Source organism: Streptomyces sp. NPDC048254 (assembly GCF_043201895.1).
GTDB lineage: Bacteria > Actinomycetota > Actinomycetes > Streptomycetales > Streptomycetaceae > Streptomyces.
On sequence record NZ_JBICZJ010000035.1, the window covers coordinates 23,552 to 49,147 of the forward strand.

Annotated in this window: 27 protein-coding genes and 7 pseudogenes; 18 read left to right on the forward strand and 16 right to left on the reverse strand. The window is 68.7% G+C overall.

Features of this window, described 5'->3' with window-relative positions; all coding sequences use genetic code 11:
• Nucleotides 1-5 precede the first annotated feature (5 nt).
• The gene (locus ACGFZQ_RS50145; protein WP_393846188.1) at nucleotides 6-134 is read left to right on the forward strand and encodes a hypothetical protein; all 129 of its coding nucleotides are present in this window, start codon (nucleotides 6-8) and stop codon (nucleotides 132-134) included.
• Between the two features lie 152 nt (nucleotides 135-286).
• Here ACGFZQ_RS50145 and ACGFZQ_RS50150 read toward each other — a convergent pair whose 3' ends face one another.
• Nucleotides 287-640, reverse strand: coding sequence for a transposase (locus ACGFZQ_RS50150; RefSeq protein ID WP_393846189.1), 354 nt, complete (start codon nucleotides 638-640; stop codon nucleotides 287-289).
• 125 nt (nucleotides 641-765) lie between these two features.
• Here ACGFZQ_RS50150 and ACGFZQ_RS50155 point away from each other — a divergent pair.
• Nucleotides 766-1,535 (forward strand): annotated as a pseudogene (locus ACGFZQ_RS50155) (transposase family protein).
• A gap of 229 nt (nucleotides 1,536-1,764) precedes the next feature.
• On the opposite strand, the gene ACGFZQ_RS50160 reads toward ACGFZQ_RS50155, so the two are convergent.
• The 3 genes and pseudogenes from ACGFZQ_RS50160 to ACGFZQ_RS50170 form a co-directional block, all read right to left on the reverse strand.
• Nucleotides 1,765-2,511: a hypothetical protein gene (locus ACGFZQ_RS50160; protein WP_393846190.1), complete on the reverse strand. Its 747-nt coding sequence runs from the start codon at nucleotides 2,509-2,511 to the stop codon at nucleotides 1,765-1,767.
• 332 nt (nucleotides 2,512-2,843) lie between these two features.
• Nucleotides 2,844-3,394 (reverse strand): annotated as a pseudogene (locus ACGFZQ_RS50165) (GNAT family N-acetyltransferase).
• A gap of 550 nt (nucleotides 3,395-3,944) precedes the next feature.
• Complete coding sequence (locus ACGFZQ_RS50170) at nucleotides 3,945-4,643, reverse strand: TetR/AcrR family transcriptional regulator (RefSeq protein ID WP_393846191.1); 699 nt, start codon at nucleotides 4,641-4,643, stop codon at nucleotides 3,945-3,947.
• A 101-nt stretch (nucleotides 4,644-4,744) separates the two neighbouring features.
• Between ACGFZQ_RS50170 and ACGFZQ_RS50175 the strand changes: the two genes are divergently transcribed.
• On the forward strand, nucleotides 4,745-5,302 hold the full coding sequence (locus tag ACGFZQ_RS50175) for a hypothetical protein (protein WP_393846192.1): 558 nt from the start codon (nucleotides 4,745-4,747) through the stop codon (nucleotides 5,300-5,302).
• Between the two features lie 171 nt (nucleotides 5,303-5,473).
• On the opposite strand, the gene ACGFZQ_RS50180 is transcribed toward ACGFZQ_RS50175, so the two are convergent.
• Nucleotides 5,474-6,745 (reverse strand): ISL3 family transposase, encoded by a 1,272-nt coding sequence (locus tag ACGFZQ_RS50180; RefSeq protein WP_393846193.1) that lies wholly within the window; start codon nucleotides 6,743-6,745, stop codon nucleotides 5,474-5,476.
• Nucleotides 6,746-7,094: 349 nt separating this feature from the next.
• On the opposite strand from ACGFZQ_RS50180, the gene ACGFZQ_RS50185 reads away from it, so the two are divergent.
• The 8 genes and pseudogenes from ACGFZQ_RS50185 (at nucleotide 7,095) to ACGFZQ_RS50220 (ending at nucleotide 12,375) form a co-directional block, all read left to right on the forward strand.
• Entirely contained in the window at nucleotides 7,095-7,793 is a 699-nt protein-coding gene (locus tag ACGFZQ_RS50185) for an SDR family oxidoreductase (protein ID WP_393846194.1), read from the forward strand.
• Between the two features lie 40 nt (nucleotides 7,794-7,833).
• Complete coding sequence (locus ACGFZQ_RS50190) at nucleotides 7,834-8,079, forward strand: ArsR/SmtB family transcription factor (RefSeq protein ID WP_393846195.1); 246 nt, start codon at nucleotides 7,834-7,836, stop codon at nucleotides 8,077-8,079.
• 22 nt (nucleotides 8,080-8,101) lie between these two features.
• Nucleotides 8,102-8,362 carry a hypothetical protein gene (locus tag ACGFZQ_RS50195; RefSeq protein WP_393846196.1) on the forward strand — a complete coding sequence of 87 codons (261 nt, stop codon included), beginning with the start codon at nucleotides 8,102-8,104 and terminating at the stop codon, nucleotides 8,360-8,362.
• Between the two features lie 114 nt (nucleotides 8,363-8,476).
• The gene (locus ACGFZQ_RS50200; RefSeq protein WP_393846197.1) at nucleotides 8,477-8,635 is read left to right on the forward strand and encodes a hypothetical protein; all 159 of its coding nucleotides are present in this window, start codon (nucleotides 8,477-8,479) and stop codon (nucleotides 8,633-8,635) included.
• A 213-nt stretch (nucleotides 8,636-8,848) separates the two neighbouring features.
• Nucleotides 8,849-9,091, forward strand: coding sequence for a hypothetical protein (locus tag ACGFZQ_RS50205; RefSeq protein ID WP_393846228.1), 243 nt, complete (start codon nucleotides 8,849-8,851; stop codon nucleotides 9,089-9,091).
• Between the two features lie 32 nt (nucleotides 9,092-9,123).
• Nucleotides 9,124-10,677: pseudogene (locus ACGFZQ_RS50210) on the forward strand (transposase); the annotation flags it as partial.
• A 113-nt stretch (nucleotides 10,678-10,790) separates the two neighbouring features.
• On the forward strand, nucleotides 10,791-11,144 hold the full coding sequence (locus ACGFZQ_RS50215) for a hypothetical protein (RefSeq protein ID WP_393846198.1): 354 nt from the start codon (nucleotides 10,791-10,793) through the stop codon (nucleotides 11,142-11,144).
• Between the two features lie 96 nt (nucleotides 11,145-11,240).
• Nucleotides 11,241-12,375 (forward strand): annotated as a pseudogene (locus tag ACGFZQ_RS50220) (IS630 family transposase).
• Between the two features lie 89 nt (nucleotides 12,376-12,464).
• Here the strand turns inward: ACGFZQ_RS50220 and ACGFZQ_RS50225 are convergent.
• From ACGFZQ_RS50225 to ACGFZQ_RS50245, 5 genes are all read right to left on the reverse strand, one after another.
• Nucleotides 12,465-12,758 carry a DUF1330 domain-containing protein gene (locus ACGFZQ_RS50225; RefSeq protein ID WP_060897481.1) on the reverse strand — a complete coding sequence of 98 codons (294 nt, stop codon included), beginning with the start codon at nucleotides 12,756-12,758 and terminating at the stop codon, nucleotides 12,465-12,467.
• A gap of 33 nt (nucleotides 12,759-12,791) precedes the next feature.
• Nucleotides 12,792-14,225 (reverse strand): MFS transporter, encoded by a 1,434-nt coding sequence (locus ACGFZQ_RS50230; protein WP_393846199.1) that lies wholly within the window; start codon nucleotides 14,223-14,225, stop codon nucleotides 12,792-12,794.
• Nucleotides 14,222-14,584 carry a MarR family winged helix-turn-helix transcriptional regulator gene (locus ACGFZQ_RS50235; protein WP_393846229.1) on the reverse strand — a complete coding sequence of 121 codons (363 nt, stop codon included), beginning with the start codon at nucleotides 14,582-14,584 and terminating at the stop codon, nucleotides 14,222-14,224. Before ACGFZQ_RS50235 ends, ACGFZQ_RS50230 begins: the two co-directional genes overlap by 4 nt.
• A 127-nt stretch (nucleotides 14,585-14,711) precedes the next feature.
• Entirely contained in the window at nucleotides 14,712-14,903 is a 192-nt protein-coding gene (locus tag ACGFZQ_RS50240) for a transposase (protein WP_393846200.1), read from the reverse strand.
• 242 nt (nucleotides 14,904-15,145) lie between these two features.
• The gene (locus tag ACGFZQ_RS50245) at nucleotides 15,146-15,379 is read right to left on the reverse strand and encodes a hypothetical protein (RefSeq protein ID WP_393846201.1); all 234 of its coding nucleotides are present in this window, start codon (nucleotides 15,377-15,379) and stop codon (nucleotides 15,146-15,148) included.
• Nucleotides 15,380-15,589: 210 nt separating this feature from the next.
• Between ACGFZQ_RS50245 and ACGFZQ_RS50250 the strand changes: the two genes are divergently transcribed.
• The 3 genes from ACGFZQ_RS50250 (at nucleotide 15,590) to ACGFZQ_RS50260 (ending at nucleotide 17,496) form a co-directional block, all read left to right on the forward strand.
• Nucleotides 15,590-16,357: a dienelactone hydrolase family protein gene (locus ACGFZQ_RS50250; RefSeq protein WP_393846202.1), complete on the forward strand. Its 768-nt coding sequence runs from the start codon at nucleotides 15,590-15,592 to the stop codon at nucleotides 16,355-16,357.
• Between the two features lie 390 nt (nucleotides 16,358-16,747).
• On the forward strand, nucleotides 16,748-17,110 hold the full coding sequence (locus tag ACGFZQ_RS50255; RefSeq protein ID WP_393846203.1) for a hypothetical protein: 363 nt from the start codon (nucleotides 16,748-16,750) through the stop codon (nucleotides 17,108-17,110).
• Between the two features lie 128 nt (nucleotides 17,111-17,238).
• Nucleotides 17,239-17,496, forward strand: coding sequence for a hypothetical protein (locus ACGFZQ_RS50260; RefSeq protein ID WP_393846204.1), 258 nt, complete (start codon nucleotides 17,239-17,241; stop codon nucleotides 17,494-17,496).
• A gap of 211 nt (nucleotides 17,497-17,707) precedes the next feature.
• Here the strand turns inward: ACGFZQ_RS50260 and ACGFZQ_RS50265 are convergent, their stop codons facing one another.
• Complete coding sequence (locus tag ACGFZQ_RS50265; RefSeq protein ID WP_393846205.1) at nucleotides 17,708-18,559, reverse strand: hypothetical protein; 852 nt, start codon at nucleotides 18,557-18,559, stop codon at nucleotides 17,708-17,710.
• A 356-nt stretch (nucleotides 18,560-18,915) separates the two neighbouring features.
• Here ACGFZQ_RS50265 and ACGFZQ_RS50270 point away from each other — a divergent pair, with 356 nt between their 5' ends.
• Nucleotides 18,916-19,314 carry a hypothetical protein gene (locus ACGFZQ_RS50270; protein ID WP_393846206.1) on the forward strand — a complete coding sequence of 133 codons (399 nt, stop codon included), beginning with the start codon at nucleotides 18,916-18,918 and terminating at the stop codon, nucleotides 19,312-19,314.
• A gap of 169 nt (nucleotides 19,315-19,483) precedes the next feature.
• On the opposite strand, the gene ACGFZQ_RS50275 is transcribed toward ACGFZQ_RS50270, so the two are convergent.
• The 4 genes and pseudogenes from ACGFZQ_RS50275 to ACGFZQ_RS50290 all read right to left on the reverse strand — a co-directional run bounded on the left by ACGFZQ_RS50275 (nucleotide 19,484) and on the right by ACGFZQ_RS50290 (nucleotide 21,389).
• Nucleotides 19,484-19,657: a hypothetical protein gene (locus tag ACGFZQ_RS50275; protein WP_393846207.1), complete on the reverse strand. Its 174-nt coding sequence runs from the start codon at nucleotides 19,655-19,657 to the stop codon at nucleotides 19,484-19,486.
• Between the two features lie 645 nt (nucleotides 19,658-20,302).
• Nucleotides 20,303-20,362: pseudogene (locus tag ACGFZQ_RS50280) on the reverse strand (hypothetical protein); the annotation flags it as partial.
• Nucleotides 20,363-20,390: 28 nt separating this feature from the next.
• A complete protein-coding gene (locus ACGFZQ_RS50285) occupies nucleotides 20,391-20,522 on the reverse strand; it encodes a DUF6207 family protein (RefSeq protein ID WP_393846208.1) in 132 nt (43 codons plus the stop codon).
• A 327-nt stretch (nucleotides 20,523-20,849) separates the two neighbouring features.
• Nucleotides 20,850-21,389 (reverse strand): AAA family ATPase, encoded by a 540-nt coding sequence (locus ACGFZQ_RS50290; protein WP_393846230.1) that lies wholly within the window; start codon nucleotides 21,387-21,389, stop codon nucleotides 20,850-20,852.
• Between the two features lie 459 nt (nucleotides 21,390-21,848).
• Here ACGFZQ_RS50290 and ACGFZQ_RS50295 point away from each other — a divergent pair, with 459 nt between their 5' ends.
• Both ACGFZQ_RS50295 and ACGFZQ_RS50300 read left to right on the forward strand, forming a co-directional pair.
• Nucleotides 21,849-24,479: an NACHT domain-containing protein gene (locus ACGFZQ_RS50295; protein WP_393846209.1), complete on the forward strand. Its 2,631-nt coding sequence runs from the start codon at nucleotides 21,849-21,851 to the stop codon at nucleotides 24,477-24,479.
• Nucleotides 24,480-24,577: 98 nt separating this feature from the next.
• Nucleotides 24,578-24,799 (forward strand): annotated as a pseudogene (locus ACGFZQ_RS50300) (IS5/IS1182 family transposase); the annotation flags it as partial.
• A 14-nt stretch (nucleotides 24,800-24,813) separates the two neighbouring features.
• Here the strand turns inward: ACGFZQ_RS50300 and ACGFZQ_RS50305 are convergent.
• Nucleotides 24,814-25,290 carry a nuclear transport factor 2 family protein gene (locus ACGFZQ_RS50305; protein WP_393846210.1) on the reverse strand — a complete coding sequence of 159 codons (477 nt, stop codon included), beginning with the start codon at nucleotides 25,288-25,290 and terminating at the stop codon, nucleotides 24,814-24,816.
• Between the two features lie 95 nt (nucleotides 25,291-25,385).
• On the opposite strand from ACGFZQ_RS50305, the pseudogene ACGFZQ_RS50310 reads away from it, so the two are divergent.
• A pseudogene (locus ACGFZQ_RS50310) lies at nucleotides 25,386-25,549 on the forward strand (IS630 family transposase); the annotation flags it as partial.
• Nucleotides 25,550-25,596: the final 47 nt, after the last annotated feature.

Here is a 25,596-nt window from a genome sequence, read left to right on the forward strand (position 1 = left end):
CCGCCGTGCTCGCCGTCCTTGTCCTGCTGGCCGGTGGCGCCGCCCTGTACCGCGTTGGGCCGATGCTCCACTGCTGGGGCTCGGAGCGGATCGCCCGCGGGCCCGAGGGCTCTTACGTCTGCTACGACTTCTGAGCCTGGCCACGGTTTCCAAGCCGGCCTGGAGATCATCTCTCGGCGGCGGGCCGCAGAAGCCGCGCAGTCAGCTGTGCGGCCCGCCGCTCACTGAACCTCCCCAGTCCGTTGAGAGCCGGACCGAGTGAGGCGAAGAGCACCACTGGTCGTTTTCAGGAATCCCCATCAAGTCCGCCGCACGAGCGCCCAAGGCCGTGGTCGTCGGGCTCGGTGGTGACGCCGCCGGGCAGTTCCTTCTGCAGTTCCCCCTTTTCCTCGCCCCAGGTGATCAGGTCCTGCGCATCGGGCCGAGCCTGGCGCTGGGTGAGGATGCGCTGCCAGGCGCCGTTGCGCTGCCAGCGGCGAAACATGTCGTACGCCCGGCCCCACGGCCCGTACTCCTTGGGCATGTCCCGCCACGGGACGCCGGTACGGACCCGGAAGCGTATGCCGTCGATCAGCTGCCGCCGGGTCCATATCGGTGGGCAGCCGGGCTTCGTGCCCTTCGGCAACAGCGGCTCCAGCACTGCCCCTTGCTCGTCCGTCAGATTTCCACGCGCCACAAGCCAAGATCATCTCACGGCCAAGATCCACTTCCGATACACGCCCTAAAGCGTGCTGCACAAGGCCGTGATCAGGTCATTTCTCTTGCATGGCTGGGGTGTTGAGGGCTGATCCGTTGTGGGTGGAGACGTTCACCGGGCTGCGGGTGAAGCAGTTCGAGCGGTTGCTGAAGGTGGTGCGGGAGCGGGGTGGCGACGGGCCGCGAATCGGGCGGCCATGGTGTCTGCCGCTTGCGGACCGGGTGCTGGTGGTGGCTGTCTACTACCGCACGAACCTCACGATGCGGCAGCTCGCGCCGCTGTTCGGGGTGTCGCCGGCCACGGAGTGCGGGGCATTCAGCGGTTGCGGCCCCTCCTCGCGCTCGAGCCGGCCTCCCGTCCCGTCGATGCCGCGGACCGGTTGTGGATCGTGGACGGCACGCTGGTCCCGGTCCGTGACCGCAAGGTCGGCGCCTCGAGCCGCAGCTACCGGTTCTCCGCCAACGTGCAGGTCATCATCGACGCCGAGACACGTCTGGTCGTGGCGACCGCCCGCCCGGCCCCGGGAAACAGGGCCGACGCCCATGTGTGACGCGACACCGGCCTGCCGGAGCAGTGCCAAGGCGTCACCGTGCTTGGCGACGGCGCCTATATCAACACCGGCCTGGTCGTCCCGCACCGCAAACGACCCGGCCGGCCCCTGCTGGCCGGCGAGGAAGCCGACAACGCGGAGCATCGCCGGGTCCGCGCGCGGGTCGAGCATGCGATCGGCCGGCTGAAGAACTACAAGATCCTGCGCGACTGCCGGCAGTACGGCGACGGCCTCCACCATGCGGTCCGAGCCGTCGCGCACATGCACAACCTCGCCCTCGCCGCGTGATCAAGGAGCCGTAGTCGGACCCTGACCTGCAAAATCACGGCCTTCTGCAACGCGCTTTAGGAATCAACCTCTTGAACCGCACGTCAGCCCCATGCCGGGAGGACGAGGTGACGGCCGAGGCACGGACGCGGCGTGAGCGAGTCCGGCCTTGCATGTTCGGCATCAGGCCGGTGGAGAGCACTCAGCCGTGAGGAGTTGCCCGCTCGATTTCAGTCGATCGGTTCTCGCATCACGGGCTGACCGCTTGGCCGTCCTTGAACTCGGTGAAGTAGTCACTGGAGGGGAAGGTGAGCTTGAACACCATGCCGTACTTGCGGCGCATCTTCGTAACGCTGGTGGAGGCCGGTTCGCGCAGGCATCGCTGAACAGGCGGATCGCTGGGGGAGCATGCCGGTGGTTCCTCGATCAGCTCACGCTTTCCGGTCTGGCGGACTTGGTCCCAGTCGAGCGTGACCGTACCCGCGCTGAATAGTTGGGTCGGCTCACCGGTTCCTGGGCCCTGCGGGTCGCCTGTCGTGCCCCGGTAGTAGTCAACGACCTTGGTCGCGTAGATGAAGTCGTGGCCGAAAGGAATCGGGGAGCCCTCGGGGTCGCCTGCGGTGAGGACACTGTCGATCGTGTCGGAGACATGGCGTGGGCTGGCGCCGAAGTAGGCGTTGAGGTACATCCTGCAGCGGATCTTGTACTGATCATCGCCATCTTGGAAGAACCACTCCTTCGCCCGGCCGCCCACGCACAAGTCGTCCACGGTGACCAGGCCAAGGGTGAGTGCTGTGCGGGCATCCCAGTAGGTGATGGTTTTCCGGATCTCCTGCTCCACCTGCTTGCGGGCCTTGACCGCCTCGGCACTGCCGGCGAGTTCGCGGACAGTCTTCGGGTTGGTGGCGCCGCCCTGCGAACAGGCAGATACCGCCAGCAGCGCCCCGCCGCACACCATGCCCAGAATGGCTCTGGTACGCCGTCGATGCCCCACCACTGTCGCCCCCTTTCGTATCCGTGACCACTGTGGACGGCGGGAGCGAGAGGTCGCATGAGTACGGGTACTTAACTGTCGCTGTGCCTCAACGGACGCCGAGCCTGCCGCAGGCAGCGGTATGGGGCGTAGCGCTGAGAGAACAGCCTTTCGGCGCCAAACCTCGCAGGTGACAACAATCCTGCCTATGTGACAGCTATCGCGCTTCGGCTCAACTGGAATTCGGCGGGGGCCACGCTTTTCCTGTAACTCTTTGTCCGGTTCGCCGTTATGTGGATGAGGCGCAGTGATCAGTTGCCTGGGGTCAGCCGATACCGGGTGCCGAGCGGCAGAGCTCAGTGGGCGGGAACCGGCTCGGACGACGGCCGCCACTCCCGCCTGATCAGCCCGTAGACCCACGAGTCAGAGACCTCGCCGTTGACGACGCAGTCTTCCCGCAACGTCCCTTCCCGCACGAAGCCGAGCTTCTCCAGCACGCGGGCAGAAGCCACGTTGCGCGTATCGGTCTCAGCTTGGACGCGATTTAGGTCCAGCGTGTCGAATGCCCACCGCAGCAGAGCGCGCGCGGCCTCGGTCGCGTAGCCGTTGCCCACGCTGCATCGTCGAAGCAGTAGCCAAGCGACGCGCTGCGGTAGTGCGGATTCCACCTGTTCAGGCTGCACCAGCCGATGAACGCCCCGTCGGAGACACGATCTACGGCCAGCCGCGCCCCGGTGCCCTCCTGTGCCATCTGCCGGCAAGCCGTGATGAACTTCTCGGCGCGCACGTGTTCGCTCCACGGTGGCGCGTCCCAGTAGCGCAGCACGTAGGCGCTGCTGTGCAGTGCGAAGAGGTCGTTCGCATCCGCGTCTTCGAAGGCACGCAGTCGAAGGCGGGCGGTGAACAGTCGCTAGTTCAGAGAAGTCACGAGCCCGAACGAGATGACACCTGACCAGATGGTTCGGGGCACAGGGCGCCTCCGCGACGGCCCCAAGCACGATCAGGTGTGGGGTCTCAAATCCCGTGTCACTTTCTCCGGCGCAGTCTCACGCCGATGTCACGTCGCAGGTCAGCGGCTCGCATCGAACACGAGAACTGAGGAAATGACACGAAAGCCGAGGCGCTGTCAGTGCCGGCGGCGATGATGAACGCATAGCCGTCAAGGTGATCAACTACGGGCTCACCTGGACCGACACGGCAGGGGTACGCCGTGCATCCGCCGTCTTCCCTGTCAAGTTGTTCTGTTCAGCCGGCGGCCTGGGTGAGTGTTTTTGATCGTCGGCACCACCTGGTAGCACGCCTCCGCTTTGAGGAACCTGTTCAACCGCTTGGTCGGCCAGATGTACCACTGTCTCCAGCCTGGCGAGCGCTATGAGATGGGAGCCCCGCCGCCTACGTATGCGACTCATCTCCGCCGCGGCCCGACTCGTCACCACCGCCCGCCGCCCCGGCCGCGGTTACGCGCTGGGCGGCGAGCACTCGATGTCGGAGACCGTCGCGGCCGCCGAGGAGGCCTGGCCGGGTGCGGATACGGCGCGCTCGTCGAGCCCACGGGCGGTGTGGACCCGCAGCAGTCCCTCAATGCCACGCAGCAAGGTCTCGCCGGCCAGGACGGGGTCGCCGAGGTAACCGGCACTCATCGCACCGTCACGGAGCATGACGAAGTGCCGCCCGGCGTGCTCGGCCTCTGCTGCGGCGATCTCGGCGAACAGTCCGGTGATCGTCTGCAGGAACCATGCGCGGTGCTGCACGACGGCACGGTGGACCGGGTGGTCGGGATCAGGGAATTCCGCTGCCGCGTTGAGGAAGGCGCATCCGCGGTAACCGGGCGAGCGGATCTGCTCGACCAGGGACACACCGATGCCCCGCAGGATGCCGTCGGTCGGCACGTCCGCCGCCGTCAGGGAGTCGATCTGGGTGCGGATCGACTGGTCGACGCCTTCGATGTAGGCGACGGCCAGGTCTTCTTTGCTGCGGAAGTGGCGATAGAAGGTGGCGTTGGTGACCTTCGACTCGGCGACCAGACGGTCGACGCCCACCGTGTGGATGCCCTCCGCGTAGAAGAGCTGCCCGGCGATCCTCAAGAGCCGTTCCCGGGCCTCGGAGACCCGCCGGCCGGTGCCTGTGCCAGCTTCCGTCTTTGTCATGTCACCCATTGTAGCGGGTAGAACGCTCTCTCTTGTTTTCCCGGGAAGGGCATGCCAGGCTGCACGCAAGAGAGAGCGTTCTCTCTATCCCGCAGTCATTGGAGAATCCCATGGCATCCACCGCTTCCGCCGAGCCCATCGGTGCCGCACCCGCCCTGCGTCGGCTGTACGTCATCCGCTTCGTCTTCGCCGCCGCTTGGGCCTCGCTCCTGCTGCTGTCCGGCTCCGAGCTCACCGCCGAGGCCAAGTTGCTGCTGTTCCTCTACCCCGCCTTCGACGTGGCCGCGGCCGTCGTCGATGCCAGGTCGGCACGCGCCGCCGGGCCGGTCAAGGGCCTGTACGCCAACATGGCCGCCAGCGTGCTCGCCGCCATCGGGGTGGCGGTCGCCAGTACCTCGGGCGTCGCCGACGTGCTCCGCGTCTGGGGCGCGTGGGCGGTCGGCTCCGGGCTCATCCAGCTCCTCGTGGGCGTCGCGCGCCGACCCATGGGCGGCCAGTGGGCCATGATCCTCAGCGGCGGCATCTCCGTCCTCGCCGGCGCGACCTTCATCCGAAGCGCCGCACAGGACAACCCCTCGCTGACCACCCTCGCCGGCTATGCCACGCTCGGCGGGATCTTCTTCCTCGTCTCGGCGATCCGCCTGTCCCGGTCGACCCCCAGGCACTGACCCGCGTCGACCGAGGACCGCGCCGGCCAGGCGCGGCTCACGAGTCGAGACGTGCCCCGCCAAGGTCCGGCCCGGTGACAGGCCGGTGCGGTGGATGGCGTTCGGCACCACGAGGCCGGCCGGGCCGGGAATCGGGGGCTGCCAGCGAACAGGGACCCCTCGATCCGGCGGTCAGGTGGCGGATAGGCGGCGCTGAGAAGCGCCATCGCCAGTGGCATCACCAGTGCCCTGTGGCACTCGGGCCCCGATCAGCCAGCCCACGCCGGGGGCGAGTGCACAGGCCACCGAGGCCGCGGTGAACAGCCCCAGCCCGGCGGTGAAGACCAGTCGCCGTCCGAACCGGTCGCCCAGCACCGTTCCCGTCATCAGCAGGACGGCGAAGCTGAGACTCACGCGATACACCGCCTTGACCAGCAACTCCTCCAGGCCGCCGGCGCGGGCGAAGCGCCGGACGGTCGAGTGGTCCAGCCGAAGTTGGCGGCTGATCTGAATCAACGACAGTCCATGAGACAGAAGTTGCTGCACCGCTTGGTAGCGCTCGGTGGTGCGGGCGACCAGCCTTCGAGGACAGCCGAGCACGTCCAATGTGCCATCCGGCGGGACGAAGACGGTCTCTGCCGTGCCGGTGGGCTCCGCGGCGGCCAGCGGCGCCGTGGTCGACATCGCCTGGACCGGGGGCGCCATGAACGCCTCGCGGATGCAGTGGTGGTGGGCGCCGACCGTCTTCTCCACGGCCTTGGCGAGGATTCGCCACAAGTGCCAGGCGTCGGCGACCTGGTGGGCCTGGGGTGCCCCGCCGCGGGCTCCCTCCGCGTAGGCACCGGCCCGGTCCCGGCAGATCACCTCTACTTCCGGATGGCCCTTCAGCCATGCGGCCAGCGGTTCGGCATCCCGGCCAGGCAGCACGTCCACCGGGCGCCGCCTCCCCAGGTCCACCAGTATCGTGGCGTACGAGTCGCCCTTCCGCAGCGCGAAATCGTCGACACCGAGCACGCGGATTGGCATGACGGGTTCTTCCGGCGCGGCGCGGACCAGACGTAACAGGGTGTCCTTGGCCACGCGCAGGCCCGGCATCCCGGCCAGACGGACACCCGCGCGACCGGCCGGCGCGAGAGCGATCGAGGTCAACTGCTCAGGAACCAGTGGCGTGTAGCGGGCATGTGGGCTCGTCAGCCCCGCGATCTGCTCAGCGAAAGTCACCGCCCGGCACCCCGGGTTCCGGCACTTGAACCGCCGTACCAGCAACTCGATCACCACATTGGCACCACCGACCGCGGCATCCGCGAGCCGTCGCATGTACCGGCCGTGCACCCGGTCCGAGGCACTACCGCAATGCGGACAGTCCGCACCCGCCGAGCGGCCCCGCGCATGCAACGTGACGACCCCGGCCGCAGCCCAATCCACCAACTCCACCACGACACCGGCCAGATGAGGAAACAGCACCTCGAAACTCCGCGAAGAACACACGAGACATGATCACAGCCAACCGCTGGTTCCTCGCGTACTCCTCTCCGTCATGCTTGCCGGACCAGGAGCGTGAGCGCAGCCCGGGCCCTGGGCGCCGCGCAGGGCCCAACATGGGGGCCGGCAGCGCGGGTTCGGCCACTTCGTACGGCATCGTGGCCGGTCAGCGATGGCGTACCGGCTCGGCGGGAAGATCGCTGGGTATAGTGCAGGCGTTTCGGGGAACCGGCGACCCGGAGTCGGCCGACCTCACGCGCCACCTCGCGTTCATCGGCATCCGGGACCCTGGCGGAGCCCCGCTGACCCATATCGCTGAGGAGGCCGTCCCATGGAACCCGCCACGCTGATCACCGGTGGCTCGACCGGAATCGGCGCCGCCACCGCCCGTGCCCTGCTCAAGGAGGGCCACCGCGTGGCCGTCACCGGACGTGACGCAGACAAGCTGGCCGCCTTCGCCGCTTCGGCCGGAGCGGGCGAGCGGCTGCTGACGATCACCGGCGACACCAGCGACGCGCACGACGTCGCCTCCGCCGTGCGCCACGTGGTGGACGCGTGGGGCCGACTGGACAACGTCATCGCCAACGCCGGTTTCTCACTGCCCGGCAACCTGGAGAGCCACGCCCCCGAGGACATGCGCGCCATGGTCCTCACCAACGTCCTGGGCCCGGCCCTGCTGGTGCGGGAGACCCTGCCGCACCTCAGGGAGTCCAAGGGCCGGATCGTGATCATCGGTTCGGTCGCCGGGGTGCGCAACACGCCTGGCAACCTGTACTCGGTCACCAAGTGGGCCGCGCACGCGCTGGCCGAGAACACCCGACTGCTGGTCGGCAAGGACGGAGTCGGCGTGACCGTCGTCGCCCCCGGGGTGGTGGACACCCCCTTCTGGGACGAGCGCGGCGGCACCCCCGAGGCGACGCCGACGATGACCGCCGAGCAGATCGCGGACACGATCGTCTTCGCCGTCAACCAGCCCGCGGGCGTGGACATCAACCACATCACCATGCGGCCGACCGGGCAGCTCGGCTGACCACGTCCCGGAGATCGGCGTCACCCTGGCGCGCAGCCGCATGCTGGCGCTCACCGATCCGCGTCGGGTACACCTGTGCCGCCTCATCGCACGCCAGGCGAGGACCACCACCGACCTGGCGGACCGGCTGTCGATGACCCGCCCGCAGGTCGCGCGGCATCTGCGCGCCCTGCGCGACCTGGGCTTGGTCCAGGTGGAGCGCCATGGTCGCTATGTGCACTACGGGCTCGACCTCACCGCCGTCGAACGCATCGGACGGGACGTGTCGACGGCCCTGCAGTACTGAGCAGGACAAGGAGGCGGTCCGCGTGACAGGCCGATATCCGGTCGTCTGCCACCTCGCGCTGCGCCGTCGGTGGCGGTGGAGCGCGTGGCGCGAGCGGCGCCATCCGCTGATCGCCGGGCGAGGTGAGGTTCTCGTGTACGTCGTCGAGGGGGCGTTCACGACCGAGCTGGCCGATCCCGCGCGGTGCACCGCCGTGGCCCCGGTCGATGTCCGCCCCAAGCATGAGTCCGCCGACTGGGAGCTGACGGCGTCCGGCAACGACTGGGAATTCCCGTCACGGTGACCTTCCGCTGCACGGTCGTCGACCCGGCCGCGGTCACCCGCAGCCGGGCTCACGGGTGGTTCCCCGTGGGACGCGCAGCACGTTCTCGCCCAGGACCCCAGGCCATCCAGGCTGATGCGGGTACACCCCGTGGGCGACGAGGGCGGCCTGCGCCTGGCCCTGACCGCGCTGCTCCAAGCGCGACCGGCCCACCAGGACATCGCAGGGGTGCGGGTCAGCCTCGTGGAGGTGAGTGTGGGAGCGGCCCGAGACTGGGTCGACGACAAGGCGTAAAGCATCGAGGTGACCGCCGGACGCGTACGAAACTGCCGTCTGGCGGCACGATTCTGGGAAACGGTCTCCAGTGAGCCGGGAAGCGATCTTCAAGCGGCCATGGCGCCCCACGTCAGATGCACTCGTGAACACCCCCACCGGTCCGCTGACACCAGACCGTCACATCGCTGCTCCCGGCGTATCCCGTGAGATCACTTGGTCGTTGGGTGAGTCATGAAGAAGATCATGCTCGCGGTACTTCCCGCTCTTGCCCTGTCCCTCGCGGCTCCCGTAGCTCACGCCGACAACGACTCCAAATTCGCGGGGCCAGTGAACGCCGCCGACAACTGGAACTTCTCGGCGGGTGTCGTCTGCATGCAGGAAGTCGCCATCGTCCCGGCCCTTGCCGGTACCACTGGCTATGTCGGCGACCAGGACAACAACTGCTCGAACGGCAACGTGATCGACCACTCCTGAGTGCCGCGGCTGACCGAGAGGACGCAGGCCACGCGGTCGAGGAAGACGTGCCGGCCGGGCTGAGCCTGGACATGCCCGTCGAGGATCACCTGGAGGAGCTGGTGCGCGGTCTGGATGCCGGGTGGAAGCAACTCGCCGAACGCCTGGAAGAGGCGGGGCCGGCCGCGAAGGTATCCATCGAGGTACAGGACGACGGGCGGGTGAAGCTGAACGTCGACAAGCTCGGCGCGCTCGGCGAGCCGAAGTCCCTGACCTGGCTGCGCAAGCGGGTCGAGCGGATGCTCCCGAAGATCGACCTGCCGGACCTGCTGTTCGAGGTGAACGCCTGGACCGGCTTCCTGAACGCCTTCGTGCACCTCGGCGACGGCACCACCCGGATGAAGGACCTGTCCACCTCGGTGGTCGCGCTGCTGGTGTCGGAGGCGTGCAACATCGGCCTGGCCCCGGTGGTCAACCCCGCCCATGAGGCCCTGACCCGCGCCCGGCTCGTGCACGTCGACCAGTACTACCTGCGCGCCGCCACCATCGCCGCGGCGAACGCGAAGCTGATCGAGGCCCAGGCCGAGGTGCCCATCGTGCAGTTCTGGGGCGAGGGGCTGCTCGCCTCGGTGCACGGGCTGCGGTTCGTCGTCCCCGTCCGCACCGTGAATGCGGCGCCGTCGCCGAAGTACTTCGGGTTCAAGCGGGGCACTACCTGACTCAACGCCGTCAACGACCAGGTCGCGGGCATCGGGTAGATGGGCGTCCCCGGCACCCCGCGCGACTCCCTGCACATCCTGGACGCGCTGCTGAACCTGGACGGCGGGGTGAAGCCAGAGATGGTGGCGACCGACAACGCCTCGTACTCCGACATGGTGTTCGGCCTGTTCAAGATCCTCGGGTACAACTTCAGCCCGCGGTTCCGCGACCTGGACGACCAGCGGTTCTGGCGGACCACGATGCCCGGCGTCGAGACGGGCACGGACGGCGCGGTGGAGGACCTGGCCCGCAACCCCTCGTGAACCTGAACAAGGTCATCACGCACTGGCAGGACATGCTGAAGGTCGCTGGGTCCCTGGTCACCGACCAGGCCCGTGCCTACGACCTGCCGCGCATGTTCGGACGCGAGGGGCGCCCGACTTCGCAGGGGCGGCGTTCGCGGAGTACGGGCGGATTGCGAAGACCGAGCACCTGTTGCGGGTGGTCGACCCGGTTGACGACACCTACCGGCGGCAGATGAACCGGCAGCTCACCGTGCAGGAGTCCCGCCACAAGCTGGCCCGGGACGTGTGCCACGGCAAGCGCCGCACCATCCACCAGGCGTACCGCGACGGGATGCAGGACCGGCTCGGCGCGCTCGGCCTGGTCCTCAACGCCATCGTGCTGTGGACGACCCGCTACATCGACGCCGCCGTCGCCCAGTTCCAGGCCGAGGGCCATGAGATCCGCGAGGAGGACACGCCCGGCTCTCCCCTCTCAAGCACCGCAACCTGAACCTGCTCGGCCGCTACAGCTTCACCGCCAGCGTCCCAGCCGTCGGCGCCTTGCGCCCACTGCGCGACCCGGACGCGCCGGAGCTGGACGAGGACGACGACGGCGGGAACTAGTGCCGCATCAGGCAACCTTCGCCTCTTGGGACGTCGACTGGTGGTTGGCCAGACACCCACGCCCGGTCGTAGGAAAGGACCTGTGGCGGCCAGGTCCCACGTAGGGTGCTCAGGTGTTCAATCGGCTTGAGGTCAGTGTGTTGCCACCGGGCCCCCGTTGGGCTGCCCAGTTGCGGTTCCGGATCGACGGCGAGGAAGTGGTGGAAGAGGCGGTTGGAGAGGGAGGCCGCGGGCCGTTTGCGGAGGAGGCGCTGCCCGTCGGCGATCACGGTGCCCTCTGGGCGACCGGTGAAGGGCGACGTGTAGTGCTGGGCGAGCCTGAGTGCACGGGCGGATGCTGTGGCTACCTGTCCGTGTTCGTGCAGCTGCACGGCGGGATCGTGGAGTGGTCCGACTGGCGGGTGCCCATAGACCAAGTGCGGCCCCAGCGTTTTCTTTTGACGCCGATCAGTACGACGCCGAACTAACCCGAGCACTGGCAGGCCGGCGGTAGCAGGTCTACAGGGGTGATTGACGCGCCGCCGGTCCTGTCCTGGGTGGCGCGTGGCCGTCAGGCTGTGCGGGTGGCTGAACGAGTACGCGTCCGTGAGATCGATGACGACGAGGGCCGGCGGTTGCTGCGGACTGTCCGCCGCGGCACAGGATCGGTGGTGACCTGGCGCCGGGCCCAGATGGTGCTGCTGTCGGTGCAGGGCATGACCGTGGCGAAGATCGCGAGGTCACGTTCGCCAGCACGGACCGGGTCCGGGACGTGATCCACAACTTCAATGCCGACGGCTTCGATTCGCTCTATCCGAAGTACAAGGGCGGCCGGCCGAGAACCTTCAGCCTCCCGGAGCGTCGGGATATCAAGAAGATCGCCAAGTCCAGGCCGGCCGAGCACGACCTGCCGTTTTCAACCTGGAGCCTGGCCAAGTTGGCCGACTTCCTGGTCGCCGAGGGGGTGGTCGGCGACATCAGCCACGAGGGCCTTCGGATCCTGCTCCGCGCGGAGGGCGTCTCCTTTCAACTCAACGCCTGAAGACCTGGAAGACCTCCCGCGACCCCGACTACGCCGTCATGAAGGCCCGCGTTGAACACCTCTACGCGATCGCCGACGGCGAGGTCATACCCGAGGAAGTCGAGCCCGAAGTCGTCTTATGTATCAACGAGTTCGGCCCGCTCAACCTCCAGCCCCACCCCGGCCGGCAGTGGGCCGCCCGCGGCGGCCGGCACAAGGACCCCGGCCGGGAACCCAGGCCCCGCCGACGGGCGACCTATACGCGCCCGCACGGCGTCAGGCACCTGTTCGCCCCCTACGACCTGGGTGAAGACAAGCTCTACGGCCACATCAAACCGAAGAAGAACCGGACAAGGTTCCTGGAGTTCTGCCGATATCTGCGCAGCCTCTCCCCCCATATTCGCATCGCGATCGTGCTCGACAACTTCTCCCCGCACCTGACCACGAAGAAGGACACCCGGGTCGGGGAACGGGCCGAGGTCAACAACGCCGAGTTCGCCTACACACCGACCAACAGCTCCTGGCTGAACCGGATCAAGGCCCAGTTCACCGCCCTGCGCTACTTCGCGCTGGACGGCGCCGACCACGCCAGCCACAAGGAGCAGGGCAGCATGATCCGCCGCTACATCATCTGGCGGAACAAGCACGCCACCGACGAACACCTTCGCGAGTTCGTGGACAGGCCGAACGTTGCCTGATCCGGCACTAGTTGGTGACGCCCTTCACGGGAGCGGGCCGGTATACCCCAGAATCCTGCTGCTTCAGTGAAGATCCGACTGGACCCCGGTCAGTCGATGCCTTCGACGATGCGGAAGTCGCGCTCGACGCCGTCGGAGAGGGCGACCAGCGCCTCCTGGTAGGCCGCACTCTCGTGCGCCGCGACGGCCTGCTCGAAGCTGTCGAACTCGATCAGGACGGTGCGTTCGGCGATTCCGGCGTCGTGCGCCACGACCCGACCGCCACGGACGAAGGTCCGACCGCCCCCGGCCTTGACGGCCGGAGCGGCCAGCTTGTTGTAAGCAGCCAGCTTCTCAGGGTCTGAAATGGTGCGGTAGACGCTGACCCAGTAGCCCTTGGGCATGGAACCTCCAGTGTTGGGATGAGTGCATCTGACTTACGGGTTGGTCTGGGACGAGCGTCGGCGGGCGAGAGCGAGGCTTGTCAGCGTCGTGATCGCCATGGCGCCGATGCCGACCAGCGCCGCGGTGGTGTAGGCGCTGTCGTTGGGGAAGAGGTGGCCGGGGCCGGTGCCCGCGGCGAGGATCAGGCCGCCGATGGCGCTGCCCAGGGAGTACCCGACGCTGCGGACGACGTAGTTGAAGCTCATGGCGCTCGACGTCTCGCTCTTGGGGGTGACGGCCAGGATGACGCCGGGCATCGCGGCCGAGAAGCCGCCGACGCCGAAGCCGAGCACGCCCATCGCCGCGAGCAGTTCGGCCAGGTCCGACCGGGCCGCCGCGAACAGGGCGAACCCGCCGCCGACCACGACGGCGCTGCCGGCCAGGAGCAGGGGGCCGGCGATCCGCGTCCGGACCCGCGGCGTGAGCTTGCCGGCGACGAACCCCAGCACCGAGAACGGGATGAGGACCAGCCCGGCGACGAAGGTCGTCAGCCCGAAGCCGTAGCCGGCGCCGTGCGGCGTCTGCGCGTACCGGGTGATGAGCGTGAGCAGGAGGTACATGCCGATCCCGCCGACGAACATGGCGAGGTTCGCCCCGGCGACCGCCGGGTGCCGCATCGCCCGCACATCGACCAGGGGCGTCGTGCTGCGCAGCTCGATGACGGCCCAGACGCAGAGCAGCACCACCGCGACGACGGCGAGGCCCGCCGCCACGGCGAGGTGCCGGCTCCACAGATTCCGTTCGCCGGCGAGGAACAGCACCAGGAGCAGCGCAGCGGCCAGGACGACCGCGCCTGCCACGTCCACGTGGGCGGAGCGGCCTTCGGGGGCTTCGGGCATGGAACGCCACGCGGTCAGAAGGGCGGCGGCGGTGACGACCAGGCCGAGTCCGTAGGCGGCCCGTACCCCGCCGAGCTCGGCGAGCAGTGCGGCCAGCGGGTAGCCGACGCCGGCCCCGATGATCGAGACCACCGAGATCAGGGCGATCACGCCCGCGCTGCGCTCCTCGGGGAGGTGGTCCCGGGCCACGCCCATCATCAGCGCCGTCAGCCCGAGCCCGACCCCCTGGGCCGCCCTGCCGGCCAGCAGCCACGCAAAGGGCAGCGGCAGCACGGTGAGCGCGCTGCCGGCGACGACGACCGCCAGCGTGGCGAGGATCGTGGCCCGCCGGTGCCGGCCGGCTCCGAGCCGGCCCAGGACCGGCGTGGCGACGGCGCCGCTGAGCAGCGCGACGGTCAGCGTCCACTGCGCGCTGCCGAGCGAGACGTGGAACGAGGTCGCCACGCTGGTGATGAGCGGCGTCCCGAGGCTGGCGACCGCCGCCACGACCAGAGCGATGAACATCAGGGCGGGGACCAGCAGCCGCGCCTCGGAACGCGCCACCGGGAACGCCTTCGCCGCGACCCCGTCGACCGGCTGCCCGGTCACCGCTTCGGCCCTTCGCGGTCCTGGCTTTCGACCTCCGCCAGATGCTTCAGCGCCGGAAGCGCCGCCACCAGCGCCTCGACCTCGTCGCCGGTGAGCTCGCCGGTCAACCGCTCGAACGCGTGGACGCCCGCCTGGCGCCGCGTCCGGACATAGGAGGCGCCGGCCTCGGTCAGGCACACCAGCGTGACCCGCTTGTCGGACGCGTCGCCCCGCCGCTCGACCAGGCCGGACTCCTCCATCACCCGGACCAGGGCGGTCATCGCGGGCTGGGTGACGCCCTCGACCGCGGCCAGATCGGTGATGCGCCGCGGGCCGGTCCGGTCCAGGGTGGCCAGGGTGGCGGCGGACGTCAGGCTCATGTCCCGGGGCAGGCGTCTCGCGGCCCTGGTGGCCAGGCCGTAGAGGGCTGCCCCTATGGCGGCGGACGCGCCAGGAGCGGTGTCTTGACGACTCACGCTCGAAGCATAGCAATTTTATATTCATAGTTTATGGAAATGGCCGACTGGCGCGGGCGGCGCGCCCCTTGAGCAGGCCGGCCCGCCGGTTCCGGGTCAGTGCCAGGCCCAGCAGCCGGTCGGCGCGGTCGCCCTCGGCGAGCCGGTCGCGGAAGTCGGACAGCGCGCCGTGGTGGAAGCCGGGGTCTTCCGGCTCCAGGCCGAGGGCGTACTTGAAGTCCATGCGGCAGCGCACCGCCTCGGCGGCCTGGCGGTGACGTCCTCGTCGCTGAACAGGCCGTCGAGGCGGTCGCGGATCCACATCGCAGCGGTGCCGTGGGGGTTGCCGGCCCGGGCGACCCGCACGGTCAGCGCCGGGATCTCGGCTCCGGGACGGGGCTGGAGGGACATGTCAGGCTCCTGGGGGACATGGGCAGAACACTCCCACAAGCCTGACGCAACGTCACGATCGTTGACTGTCCGCCCTCAAGATTCCCGACAGAGTCCAACCCAGAAGGCCTGGCGCACATCTCGCCGTACCTGACCGAACACATCAACCGATTCGGCGAGTACAGCACCCACGAACTCGGCATCCAGCCCGAGGCCTACGACCCGAAACTCGACGTCGACTTCACCCCGCTGCGCGAGCAGGTCCTGACCGCCGCCGGTCTCGGCCAGGCTGCCTGAGCGGTGAGGGAACCAGCTGGTGACGCCCTTCACGGGAGCGGGCCGGTATACCCCGGAATCCTGCTGCGAGGGTCAGCCTCCAACACCGTGGGCCGGGCAGGTGATCCGACAGCGCTGCCGTGGGGGCGGGGTTTGTGGCGGTTCTTGTGGGCCCTCGCCGTATTTCAGAGGGATACCCGCGCTGCTCTGCCAGCAGCAGAACACCGGCCGGACCGGGCTCGACGATCACTACAGTCCAGTCTCATGACGACGATTACGACGCGTACGGTCGAGTATCCGGCCGACGGTTTGACGATGGTCGGGCACCTCGCGCTCCCGGCCGGTGTCGACCGTCGGCCCGCGGTGCTGCTCGGACCAGAGGGCATGGGGCTCAGCGACGTCGAGCGCCGCCGGGCCGATGCTCTCGCCGAGCTGGGATATGTAGCGCTGGCCTTCGACCTTCATGGCGGGCGCTATTTGGGCGACCCCGAGGAGATGCTGGCCCGTTGCCTGCCGCTGCTCGCTGATCCCGACCGGATGCGGGGCATCGGCCATGCGGCGCTCGACGTGTTGCGCACCGAACCGCGGACCGACCCCGACCGGATCGCCGCCGTCGGTTATGGCACGGGGGGTGCCGTCGGGCTGGAACTCGGGCGCGGCGGCGTCAGCCTGCGCGCGATCGGGACAGTCAACGCACTGACCACGGGCCGACCGGGCGAGGCGACGCGCATTCGCTGCCCGGTGTGGGCCGGGGTCGGGTCGGAAGACCCGATCATGCCGCCCGCGCAACGGAACGCGTTCACCTCTGAGATGCAGGCCGCGGGCGTCGACTGGCGCCTCGCGGTCTACGGCGGCGCCTTGCACGCCTTCCACCACCCGCCGGTCGGCCACCCTGTGGTCCCCGGCGTCGGCTACCACCCACGGCACGCACAGCGAGCCTGGCGCGACGTCGTCGACCTGCTCGCCGAGTGCCTGCCCGTGACGGAGGATCTGGGGCATGACCCAGATAAGCATGCTGGCCCCGGGCACTGACAGTCCGCCCCCCTCAAGTCCGCACAGCGGAAACGCATTCGGGCGGTTACTCGATCGCGGAGACGTATTCACAACTACCGCAGCAAATACCGGATTTACTGCGGCAGAGCCCCTACCGTGATCAGCACGACCTGCGGCCGACCAATCCGGCCGCCGGGGCGAGGCGTACGCATTTACTGCGGCAGTGTCAGGGGCGCGGGACGGCGTGACGATCGAACCGGTGACAGAACTCGGGAGCGGGGGCGCACTTCGGTTGCCGCGCGCTCGGGTCGTACCTCTGTCCGCCCCGCCGTCGTCGTACACCGCAGCGGTCGAGCGGTACCTCACCGGCGCGGCATCGCGAAGTCCTCCGCGCGGATCTACCGGATCTCCCCCACGACGTAGGGATGGATGCTCGCCGGCGAACCGCCGCCGACCGGACCCGCCCGCCGAGGCGCGAAACCGCCCGTCTTCCCCGCCGCCGCGATCGACGACCCGGCGCTGCCGCAGTTGCTGGCCGAGCCGGCAGCGGCGCGGGCGGACGAGATGGACGCCGACACCGTCAACCGGGAACTGTCCATCGCGCGCAAGGCGATCGGCTGGTGGCAGCGCCAAGGCTGGATCGAGTGCGATCCGACGATCGGCAGCGAGCGGCGGCCGGCGCCGGCCGAGCGCACCAAGGCCCTGGCACAGAACCAGACACGACTGAACACTGAGCGTATTGACTCAGTTGCATACGGTGGACCTATAGTACAACTGACGTCGCGGGGGTGACAACTTCGTTGGCGAGAAAGCCCACTTGATTGGGTCCGCTGTCAAGCGCCTTGGGATGGCAACGGACACACGCTCCACAAAAATCTCGCCTGAACAAGATTCAAATATCGCCATCACTGTGCCTCAACGTGGAAGACCTCTACCCGCAGGACAAGCGCGGCAGGATCACCGGCAAGGGCGGGGCGACCGAGTGGATCCACTGGCAGTCCGGCACCGCCCAGCTCCTGCCCCGCCTCATCGCCCGCCGTACCCGCGGCCCGCTGTTCCTCACCGACCGCAAGGCCCCGGCCGGAACACCCGGCTGCTGGCCAACCCACTCGCCTCACCCGACGACATCAAGGACCTGGACGGCTGGACCCGGCACCGGCTACGGCACAGTGCCCTGACGCACGACGCGGAGGACGGCACCTCCACCCCGATGCTGCTCCCCGCTCCCGCCACGCCTCCGTCCGCTCCCTGGAGCGCTACGCCCGCCCCGGCGTCGACTCGGTCGCCCGGCACGTCGCCGAACGCGACCCCGCTGCACGTCGCCGCACGTAAATCCGATCGGATCAGGGCTTCAAGATCATCCCGTTGCCTCTTTGACGCGTATCCCGGTCACACCCCTACGCGCGCGTGCGGCCGTCGAGATCCTCGAAGGCGGCGGCGATCTGGGGCGCAACGGTGTCCGTGGGTGTGGCCGGGCGGTTCGGGGCCGGTGATCCGCCGCACGGGTAGGGCGCCGGCGGTCTCGCGGAGCAGGCCGACGGCGGTCGGCACGACGTCCTCGCCGATCTCGTCCAGGGCGCAGCGGGCCCGCTGGACAACGGCCGCGAGCCGGGTCACCGGGCCCCAGGCGGGGTCGGCGGCGACCCCGGCAAGCCAGTCCATCAGCTGGTGCGTGACCGCCGGCACGCGCAGGGCCAGGGTGGCCACCGCCTCTACGATCCGCAGCCGCGCCGCGATGCCGCGCTCGGCGGCCAGCCGCTCGCGCAGCACGGCGGCGGCCCGGTCGGCGTCGTCGAGGAAGAGCCCCAGTCCGGGGATCGCGGCCAGACGCGCGTCCGGGTCGACGTCACGGGCGAGTTCGGCGAACTCCGTACCCCGCGCGCGCAGGAATGCGGCAGCCTGCCCGCAGCCCGTTGGTGGGTAGTACGCGATCTCAGTGCCGTCGTCCTCGAAGCCCCGCTCGAAGGACTCCCGGCCGATACTGACCAGCAACGCGACCACGGCCGCCCGTTCAGGCGTGGCACTGTCGGCGGCCAGCTCGAAAAGGAGGGGCAGGCAGGCTGCCGTGGCCGGGTACACGTCACCCTGGTGGTGAACCGCGCCGTAGAAACGGTCAAGGGTCTTGCGGCGCTCCCCGGCCTCCGGAGAGCGCAGCGCCCACAGCAGCGCCGGCACCCCCTCGGCCGAGCTGTACGCGTGCTCCATCGACGCCCAGTCGATGTCATGAAGTCCGTCGAACATGATCCAAACCATGCCAGGCGGCACTGACAACAGACACGTCCCGGGACGGGACCGTACGACACCATCGGCACGGGCCAGGACGAACAGGGTCCGGGGCCCGCGTTGAAGGGGCGTACAGACGGCGACTGCCGCGGGCACGGACTACTTCGCTGCTGCCACACCTAGGAGTTCTCAGCGGCGTCAGGGAATCCCGCAAAACGGAGGTGCCAGGGAGCGGGTGCGGCACCGGTACCTCGACTGCACGCGCGAGCGGCAGCACCCTGGAACGCCGGTCAGCTCATCTTCTGGGGGTGGCGATGGAATGGGTCTCGCTGGCCAGCACCATAGCGGGCGGAGGAATAGCTACCGCCTCAGCCGTGATCCTGGACCATCGCCGGTGGAGAAGGGAGCGAGGCGATCAGCACACGGAAAGCCGCCGCTCGCTCTACGTCTCCTACCTGAGCGCACTCGCAGCGGCTCGTCATGCCTGCCGCCTTGCTGTTCGCGAGCCGGGCCCCGATGCTGACCAGCGCAGGCGTGCCGTGTGGGAAGCGTTCGAGGCCTGCACGAGCTTGCGGTACGAACTATCGATCTGCGCGCCGCGTTACGTGGTCGAGGCGTCGGACGACTCGTTCCGGCGGCTTCGCGACTTACGCGACGTGGCCGCTGACGGATTCAGCCGGGCCAGCGACGAGTACGTTGCCAGCCGGCTGCGTTACGACCGGGCTTACCAGGCTCTCCGGGACGCCATGCGCAAGGACCTTGGCGCTGACTGATGTCCGCACGCGCGATGGCTTGGTCGAGTCTGCGGGCGATGGCCTGGCCGTAGTGCGCGCTGGGCGGACGTCCGCAGGCGGCTCGGCCGTCGGCCAGGTCCCGGACCCGACGCAGGCAACGGCAAGGTTGATCATTCTGGCTGCCCTGAGCCGGGTCGCCGGGAAGCCGTCATGACCGCCCGCCGGCCCGCTCCCCCAAGAACGGGACCCCCTGCTGGTTCTTGAGGTCGTCGGTCTCCTCAACGCCGTCGAGCACTACCCGACCGCCGGCGCCGGTGCCCACCTGCACTATCTGGACATGCGGGTAGCCCTGCTGCACCGGCTCGTCGACGCCACCGGCCACCCATGCCCGTACACCCGTTCACGCCGGAGCCCCTCCCCGCCGGGCGTCATTCCAGCAGACCAGGGAGGAAGCCGAGGCGACCCTGCCGGCCGGAGCCGGGGATTCGCTGCCGCCCGCAATCCGGCGTCACCAGCAGCGAGTCCTGCCGCTCTGGCCGCACACCTGCGTTTCCTGCACCGCACTGGCAGTGCCCCCCGCCAACAAGGACGGTTCGGTCATCGCGGGAGCCAGCGGGAGTCGGCTGCCGGGACCCTGAAGTAGCCGATGAACAGCGCCCCTGCCGGCAGTTCGCTGATCGCCGGTGCCGCCGAGGGCATCCGCCCCTGCTCGGAGCCGTCCTACGAGCCCATGCCGCGGACGCTGTACATGCTGTGTGCACGAGAGCACGCGGCCTGCTCCAGTTGTTGTCGGCGCGACTCGGCCACCAGGGGGCTGGGGCTTCTTCTCTCCTTCCAGGGCAAGCAGGGTGGCGCAGTTGCGCAAGATGCGGGCAGCCGGGCAAGCGGCTGACCCGCAACCGGCTGGCGGAGGCCCGGCGCTTGGAGCGCAAGCGTCGTCCACGGCCGTGGACGACTTCGACAGCGCGCACCTGGGGCCATGAGCTCCCCGGCACGGTCGTCACCGTGGTGCCGCTGCCCTGACTGGCTAGTCCGGTGCGGGCGGGCCGAGCGGCTGGCGCAGGTCCAGGCAGCAGCGCAGCCGTACGCCGTGCTCGCCCGCGTCGCGGGTCGTGTTAGGCGGGGGACGTCGCCCACCGGCCGGGGAGCAGTTGCTGGAAGGCGAGCGCGGTGGCGTCGTCGGCGGCCGCGACGTCGACGACGACCAGGCCCGGCTCGCTCACGTGCGCCTCGTAGATCGGGTCCATGCAGGGCACTACGCCCGAGCACCCGGCGGAAGTTCCGCTCGTGCGGTGACTTCACCCGACCGAGTGCCCCGAGCGTGTCCGTGAGCCGGTCAGCCGGAGTCGAGCGTGTCCCGAACCGGGCCCGGGGCGGACTGGGATGGCGGCGTTCCGCCCTGCCACTGTGCGGCATGCCAGCGCACGAAAGGCAGAAGCCTACGGTTGCCATGGGAGGTGTCGGTGTACCGTCCGTGTCCCGGCCGTCCAGCCATGGCTTGTTGAGCGGCTCCTCCCGCATCTCGGCCAGGCGGTAGAAGGTTCCGGTGTTGCCGTGCTCGGCGGTGAGCAGGCTCAGCGGTCGATCGCCGGCACCCGCTCCAGGCCGGTCTCGCGCATGATGCGGTCCACGGTGACGTGCAGGGCGCTGTCCGCGTCGACGACGGTCTCAATTGCGCCGGGCAGCAGGTCCCGATCGCGGAACCACTCAAGCAGGTGCTCATCGGTGACTTGCCCCCGGTACTCCGCGGGCTTCGTCCCGTGCCGCACAAGGGTTTCCTGCAGCGGCACATCGAGGTAGTAGCAGCGAGTGGTGCCCCGGTGGTCCCTGACAAGGCCCTCGAGCATCTCGCCATACCGGTCGGCGTACAGGATCCCCTCGACGACCGTGTGGAACCCGGCGGACAACGCGTAGCGGGCTGTCACGTCGATCAGGCCGATGTTGGCCGCGCCGGGCCGGTCCCGCTCGCGCAGCACGATCCGGCGCAGGTTGTCCTGGCCGACCAGGGCCAGGTTGCGGCCGAACCGCTCGCGCAGAGCAGCCGCAACGGACGACTTGCCCGAGGCGCTGTTGCCGCGCAGCACGACCAGCCGGGTCTCCTCTGTTCCCACCATCACCCCGGACACGTTACCGACGAGCTTCGACACCCCCACAGCCAGCTCGCGGCGGATGGCCCGCCCGCGCGCCCCAGGGGAGACGTCCGCGCTTCACGGACCTGCTCCCCGTCCAGACCCAGGACGAGGCTTAGCGCGATCACTGGATCGCCCTGGGCCTCTCAAGGCGCCACAGTTGGTTGCCCCAGCCGCCCGACACCCCGCACATGGCCCAGCCCTGCAAGGTCTGGATGTTGCTCCTGCAGCAGGTCGCGGACCAGGTCTGCGGTGATGTCCGGCTTTGTGAAGGGGATATCGCGTGGCGCACGGCGGGTGTTGCGCCCTTGTCGCCTTCGCGGTCGCCGACGGATGGGCGCGCAAGGGGTTCTACGCGCGGTTTTGCGCTCCTGTGCGCCGATCTATCGAAGCAACGTGACCTGTCTGTCGGTCGTCAACGTGTGTGAGATCTGGGGGTGTCTCATGCGTATTTCGAACACGAGTCGTCAGTGGCTCAACAGGGTCAGGTGGATTCTGTGGCTGGCTGCACTGGGCTGGCTGCTCTACGTTCTGGCAGCGAACAGGGACCCGTCCGCAGCCGATACCTGGTCGTCGATCATCAGCGGCCTGGTCGTGCTGAGCACGCCGTTCATCGGGACTCCCGAGCGAACAATCAAGGTGAGTGCCGAGGAAGTCCTGCCCACGCTTCGGCACAGCATGGCGGAGTACTGGACCGAGGAACGCAGACGCCGCGGGCTGGCCAGTGACGAGCTCATTCCGGTCACTCTCGTGGACGATGCCGGGACGGTCCGGATGAGCGCGCCCGCAGGCGCAGCGGCCTGGCCTTTCGACAACTACGCCCAGACGGTCGCCACGCTCATCGAGGGCACGCGTCGGGCTCTGATCTGCGGGGAGGCCGGCAGTGGCAAGACCACACTGGCAGTGATGCTCGCCAACGGACTCGCTGCTCGTGAGGACCTCGTACCGCTCTACCTGTCCCTGGCGTCGTGGAGCCCGCAGGAAGAGACGTTCACGAGGTGGTTCGACCGGCAGGCGAGCATCACCTACCGTTGTCTGCGGCAGGTTCGGGTCGAGGGCTCCTCACTGCTGCGTCAGCTCCTGCTGACGCGCAAGGTGGTCCTCGTCCTGGACAGCCTCGACGAGATTCGTCGGGGAGCCACCCGGGAAGGCGCGCTCCGGCAGATCAGTGACGTCATCGACCATGATCTGCCGGTCGTGGTGCTGACGCGCGGCACTACTCCGCTGCCGTCGCTGGAGCGGTCCGTACGTCTGCACATCAAACTGCTCGACGTCCCAGCGGTCAGTGACTATCTCGATGTCAGGACAGCTTCCCTCCCAGCAGGCAGCCTGGGCCCCTGGAACGCGGTGCGGGCCACGGCCGGAACCGCGTCTGCTGTGCGGTACCTGCTCGCCCGTCCCTTGTACCTGGACTTGCTGCTGCGCACCGGGCTGAGCCGGGCGGGTGTTCCCGCTCGTTTCCTTGCGGCTGCCGCGGTGCACGGGGTGGGGGCCGGGCAGCGGGTCCTGTACGAGGCGTATGTCGACGACGCTCTGGCCATGCGCCGGACGACCGTGGACGGTCAGGACAGCTGGTTCAGGCAGCTGGTCACCGACCGGCAGGTGCGACGCGCCAAGCGGCTGGCCGTGGGGCTGGCGCAGGAGATGTCGGCGCCGGCAACCGCGACGTGGACGATGGGGTGGTGGCGGCTGTACCGGCGGGTGCCGCCAGCGATGTTCGGCCTCGCCGCGGGCGTGGTGACGGCACCCGCCTACGGGCTGTGCCTGCTGATGCCTCCCGGGCTTACGCGGGGATTCGCGTTGGGCACGGTGGCGGGTGTGGTGCTCGGCATGTGTCGCGGTGTGCGGACCCGTTCTGCGGGAGCGATCGCGGCGTCCGTCGTGTGCAGCGGCAGCGCCGTACTGGCCGTGGGCACCATGTGGGTGGGGTGGCGGACGTCGGCCGTGGACGCCGTCGAAATCGCACTGGCCGTAGCGCTGGTCTTCCTCCTGAAAACGGAGCTCACCGATACCACGTGGTGGCATTCCGCCCTGGTTGTCGCCGGAGCCAGTATCGGTACAGCGGTGCCGACGTGGGCGATGGCGCAGCTTCTCGGACCGCAGGTCACTCCGCCACGGCAGCTGGACACCGTGGCCTTCGCTGTCTGCATGGGGTTGGGTGTGGCCGTGTTCTCCGCCCGCTGGCTGAGCACACCGGCCGATGCCCTGTGCCCGGCATCGGCAGCCTTCCGCCCTCACGGCCGTCCGTACTCTCACATCGCCGCCGCGATGACGGCCGCCACGGCGGTGGGGGGTGCGGGAGGCTTCGTCGGAGGCTACTCGCACAACGCCAGCCATGGTGTGCATGTCGCCGTGTTCTTCGGCATCATCATCGGCCCCGCCATCGGCCTCGCCGCAGGTCTGATCAAGTGGCTGAACGAGCCGGCCCAGGACCCCATGGCAACGGCCCAGCGCATCTACGGGCATGACCGTGCCCTCGCCGCATGGAGCGTGCTCGCTGTCATGGCAGCGGCCACCGGCGCGCTGGCCTTCATGGACGCCTTCTTCGCCCCGCTACTCGCGTCCCTTGACGATGACGCTTTTCATCCGCACCCCGCTGAGGGTGTTCTGTTCGGGGTCACCCTCGGGGTGATCGTCGCGGCGTTCAACACGGCCTGGCCCAACTATGCGGTCTGCATGGTCTGGTTCAGCATGCGCCGCCGCATTCCATGGTCTTTGCTGCGCTATCTCGATCACCTGCACGAATGCGGGATCCTCCGTCAGGAAGCCGCAGTACAGCTACCGGGCCCGCGAACTCCAGCAGCATCTGGCATCTCCGTAGTCCGTACGGATACCGAGGGTGTCACTGCGGCGAGCACACATGCGGCAGCTCATGCCGGGGGAATTGAGTCACGCAGTCGGATCCCGGTCCGCGGAGCTTGTGCAGCCACTCGTAGGTCGTCGACACGCGGATCGCGCTTGGCCGCACAGCACGACGAGATCGCGCGTCTACGGGAACAGGCCGCAGCCCTCGGCAACGTCCGCGGCCTGCCCGCCGCCCGCCCTGAAAAGGCCCCGTACGGATCGTGCACCTGAGCCTGACGTCTACCGGCAGTTCGAGGACGACGAGGGAGTCCGTCAGCGTGGCCTGCCGTGTTCCCTCGCCGCAGACACCATTCACCCTGCGCATCATCTCCTGCCCCAAAGGCACCAAGGGCTTCGTCGTCCTGCCCCGCCGCTGGAAAGTCGAGCGCACGATCGGCTGATGCATGAACGCCCGCCGCAAGGCACGCGACTACGAACGGCTGCCCCAGCACTCCGAAGCCCACCTGAACTGGGCACTCATCACCATGATGACCCGGCGCCTGACCCGCAAAAGCCCCCGGACAGGCTGGACGAAGAAGCCCGGCAACTGAGGGTTGGCTTCTGATCAGTACCGGCTGGGAGCATCCAGACGCTCGGTCGGCCCGCCGAAAGGCAGGGCGAGTGTGCGTGTCGCCATGAGCCAGACGCCGTCGACCTTGCGGAAGGTGTCCTCATAGTGGCCGATGTTGGCTGGCAGACGAGGCGGAATCAGCGCACCATCGGTATAGCCGTCCACTCGGTAGGTCGCGAAGTACGTGGTCGCTGCCGCGGTATCCGGCGAGTCGACGGTGACCAGGATGTTCGTGCACATCCTCCGGGACAAGCGGTCCACCGGCCGGGACCCGAAGTACGCACGCAGGGCTTCCCGACCCTCGATCCGGCGCCCGTCATATGGCCATTCCCAGATCCCGTCCGTGGTGAAAAGGTCGCAGACCGTACTCGGATCACCCAGGTCGAGCCGACGCACGAGTTCCAAGACCAAACGCTCGCAGCTACGTTCCGCGAGAAGACGCGCTATGGGATCAAGATCGTGAGTAGTCATCTCCATTTCTTACCAGCTCAGTTGGGGCCCCACGACTCCTTTTCGACGCATCACCAAAGGGTGTCGCCTCACGCAGCGCGGCACGTTGAAAAACACCTACTGAGAAAGCGGTGGTGCTGTGCGTGGACGAGAAGAGCCAAATCCAGGCGCTGGACCGGCCCCAGCCGGTGCTGCCGTGATGCCGGGCATGCCCGAGCGGCGCGCTCATGACTACTACCGGCACGGCATCACCAGCCTGTTCGCCGCCTTCAACATCGCCGAGATCAAATGGCCACGTCGGCGGCGGTCGCCGCGGGCCGGACCGAC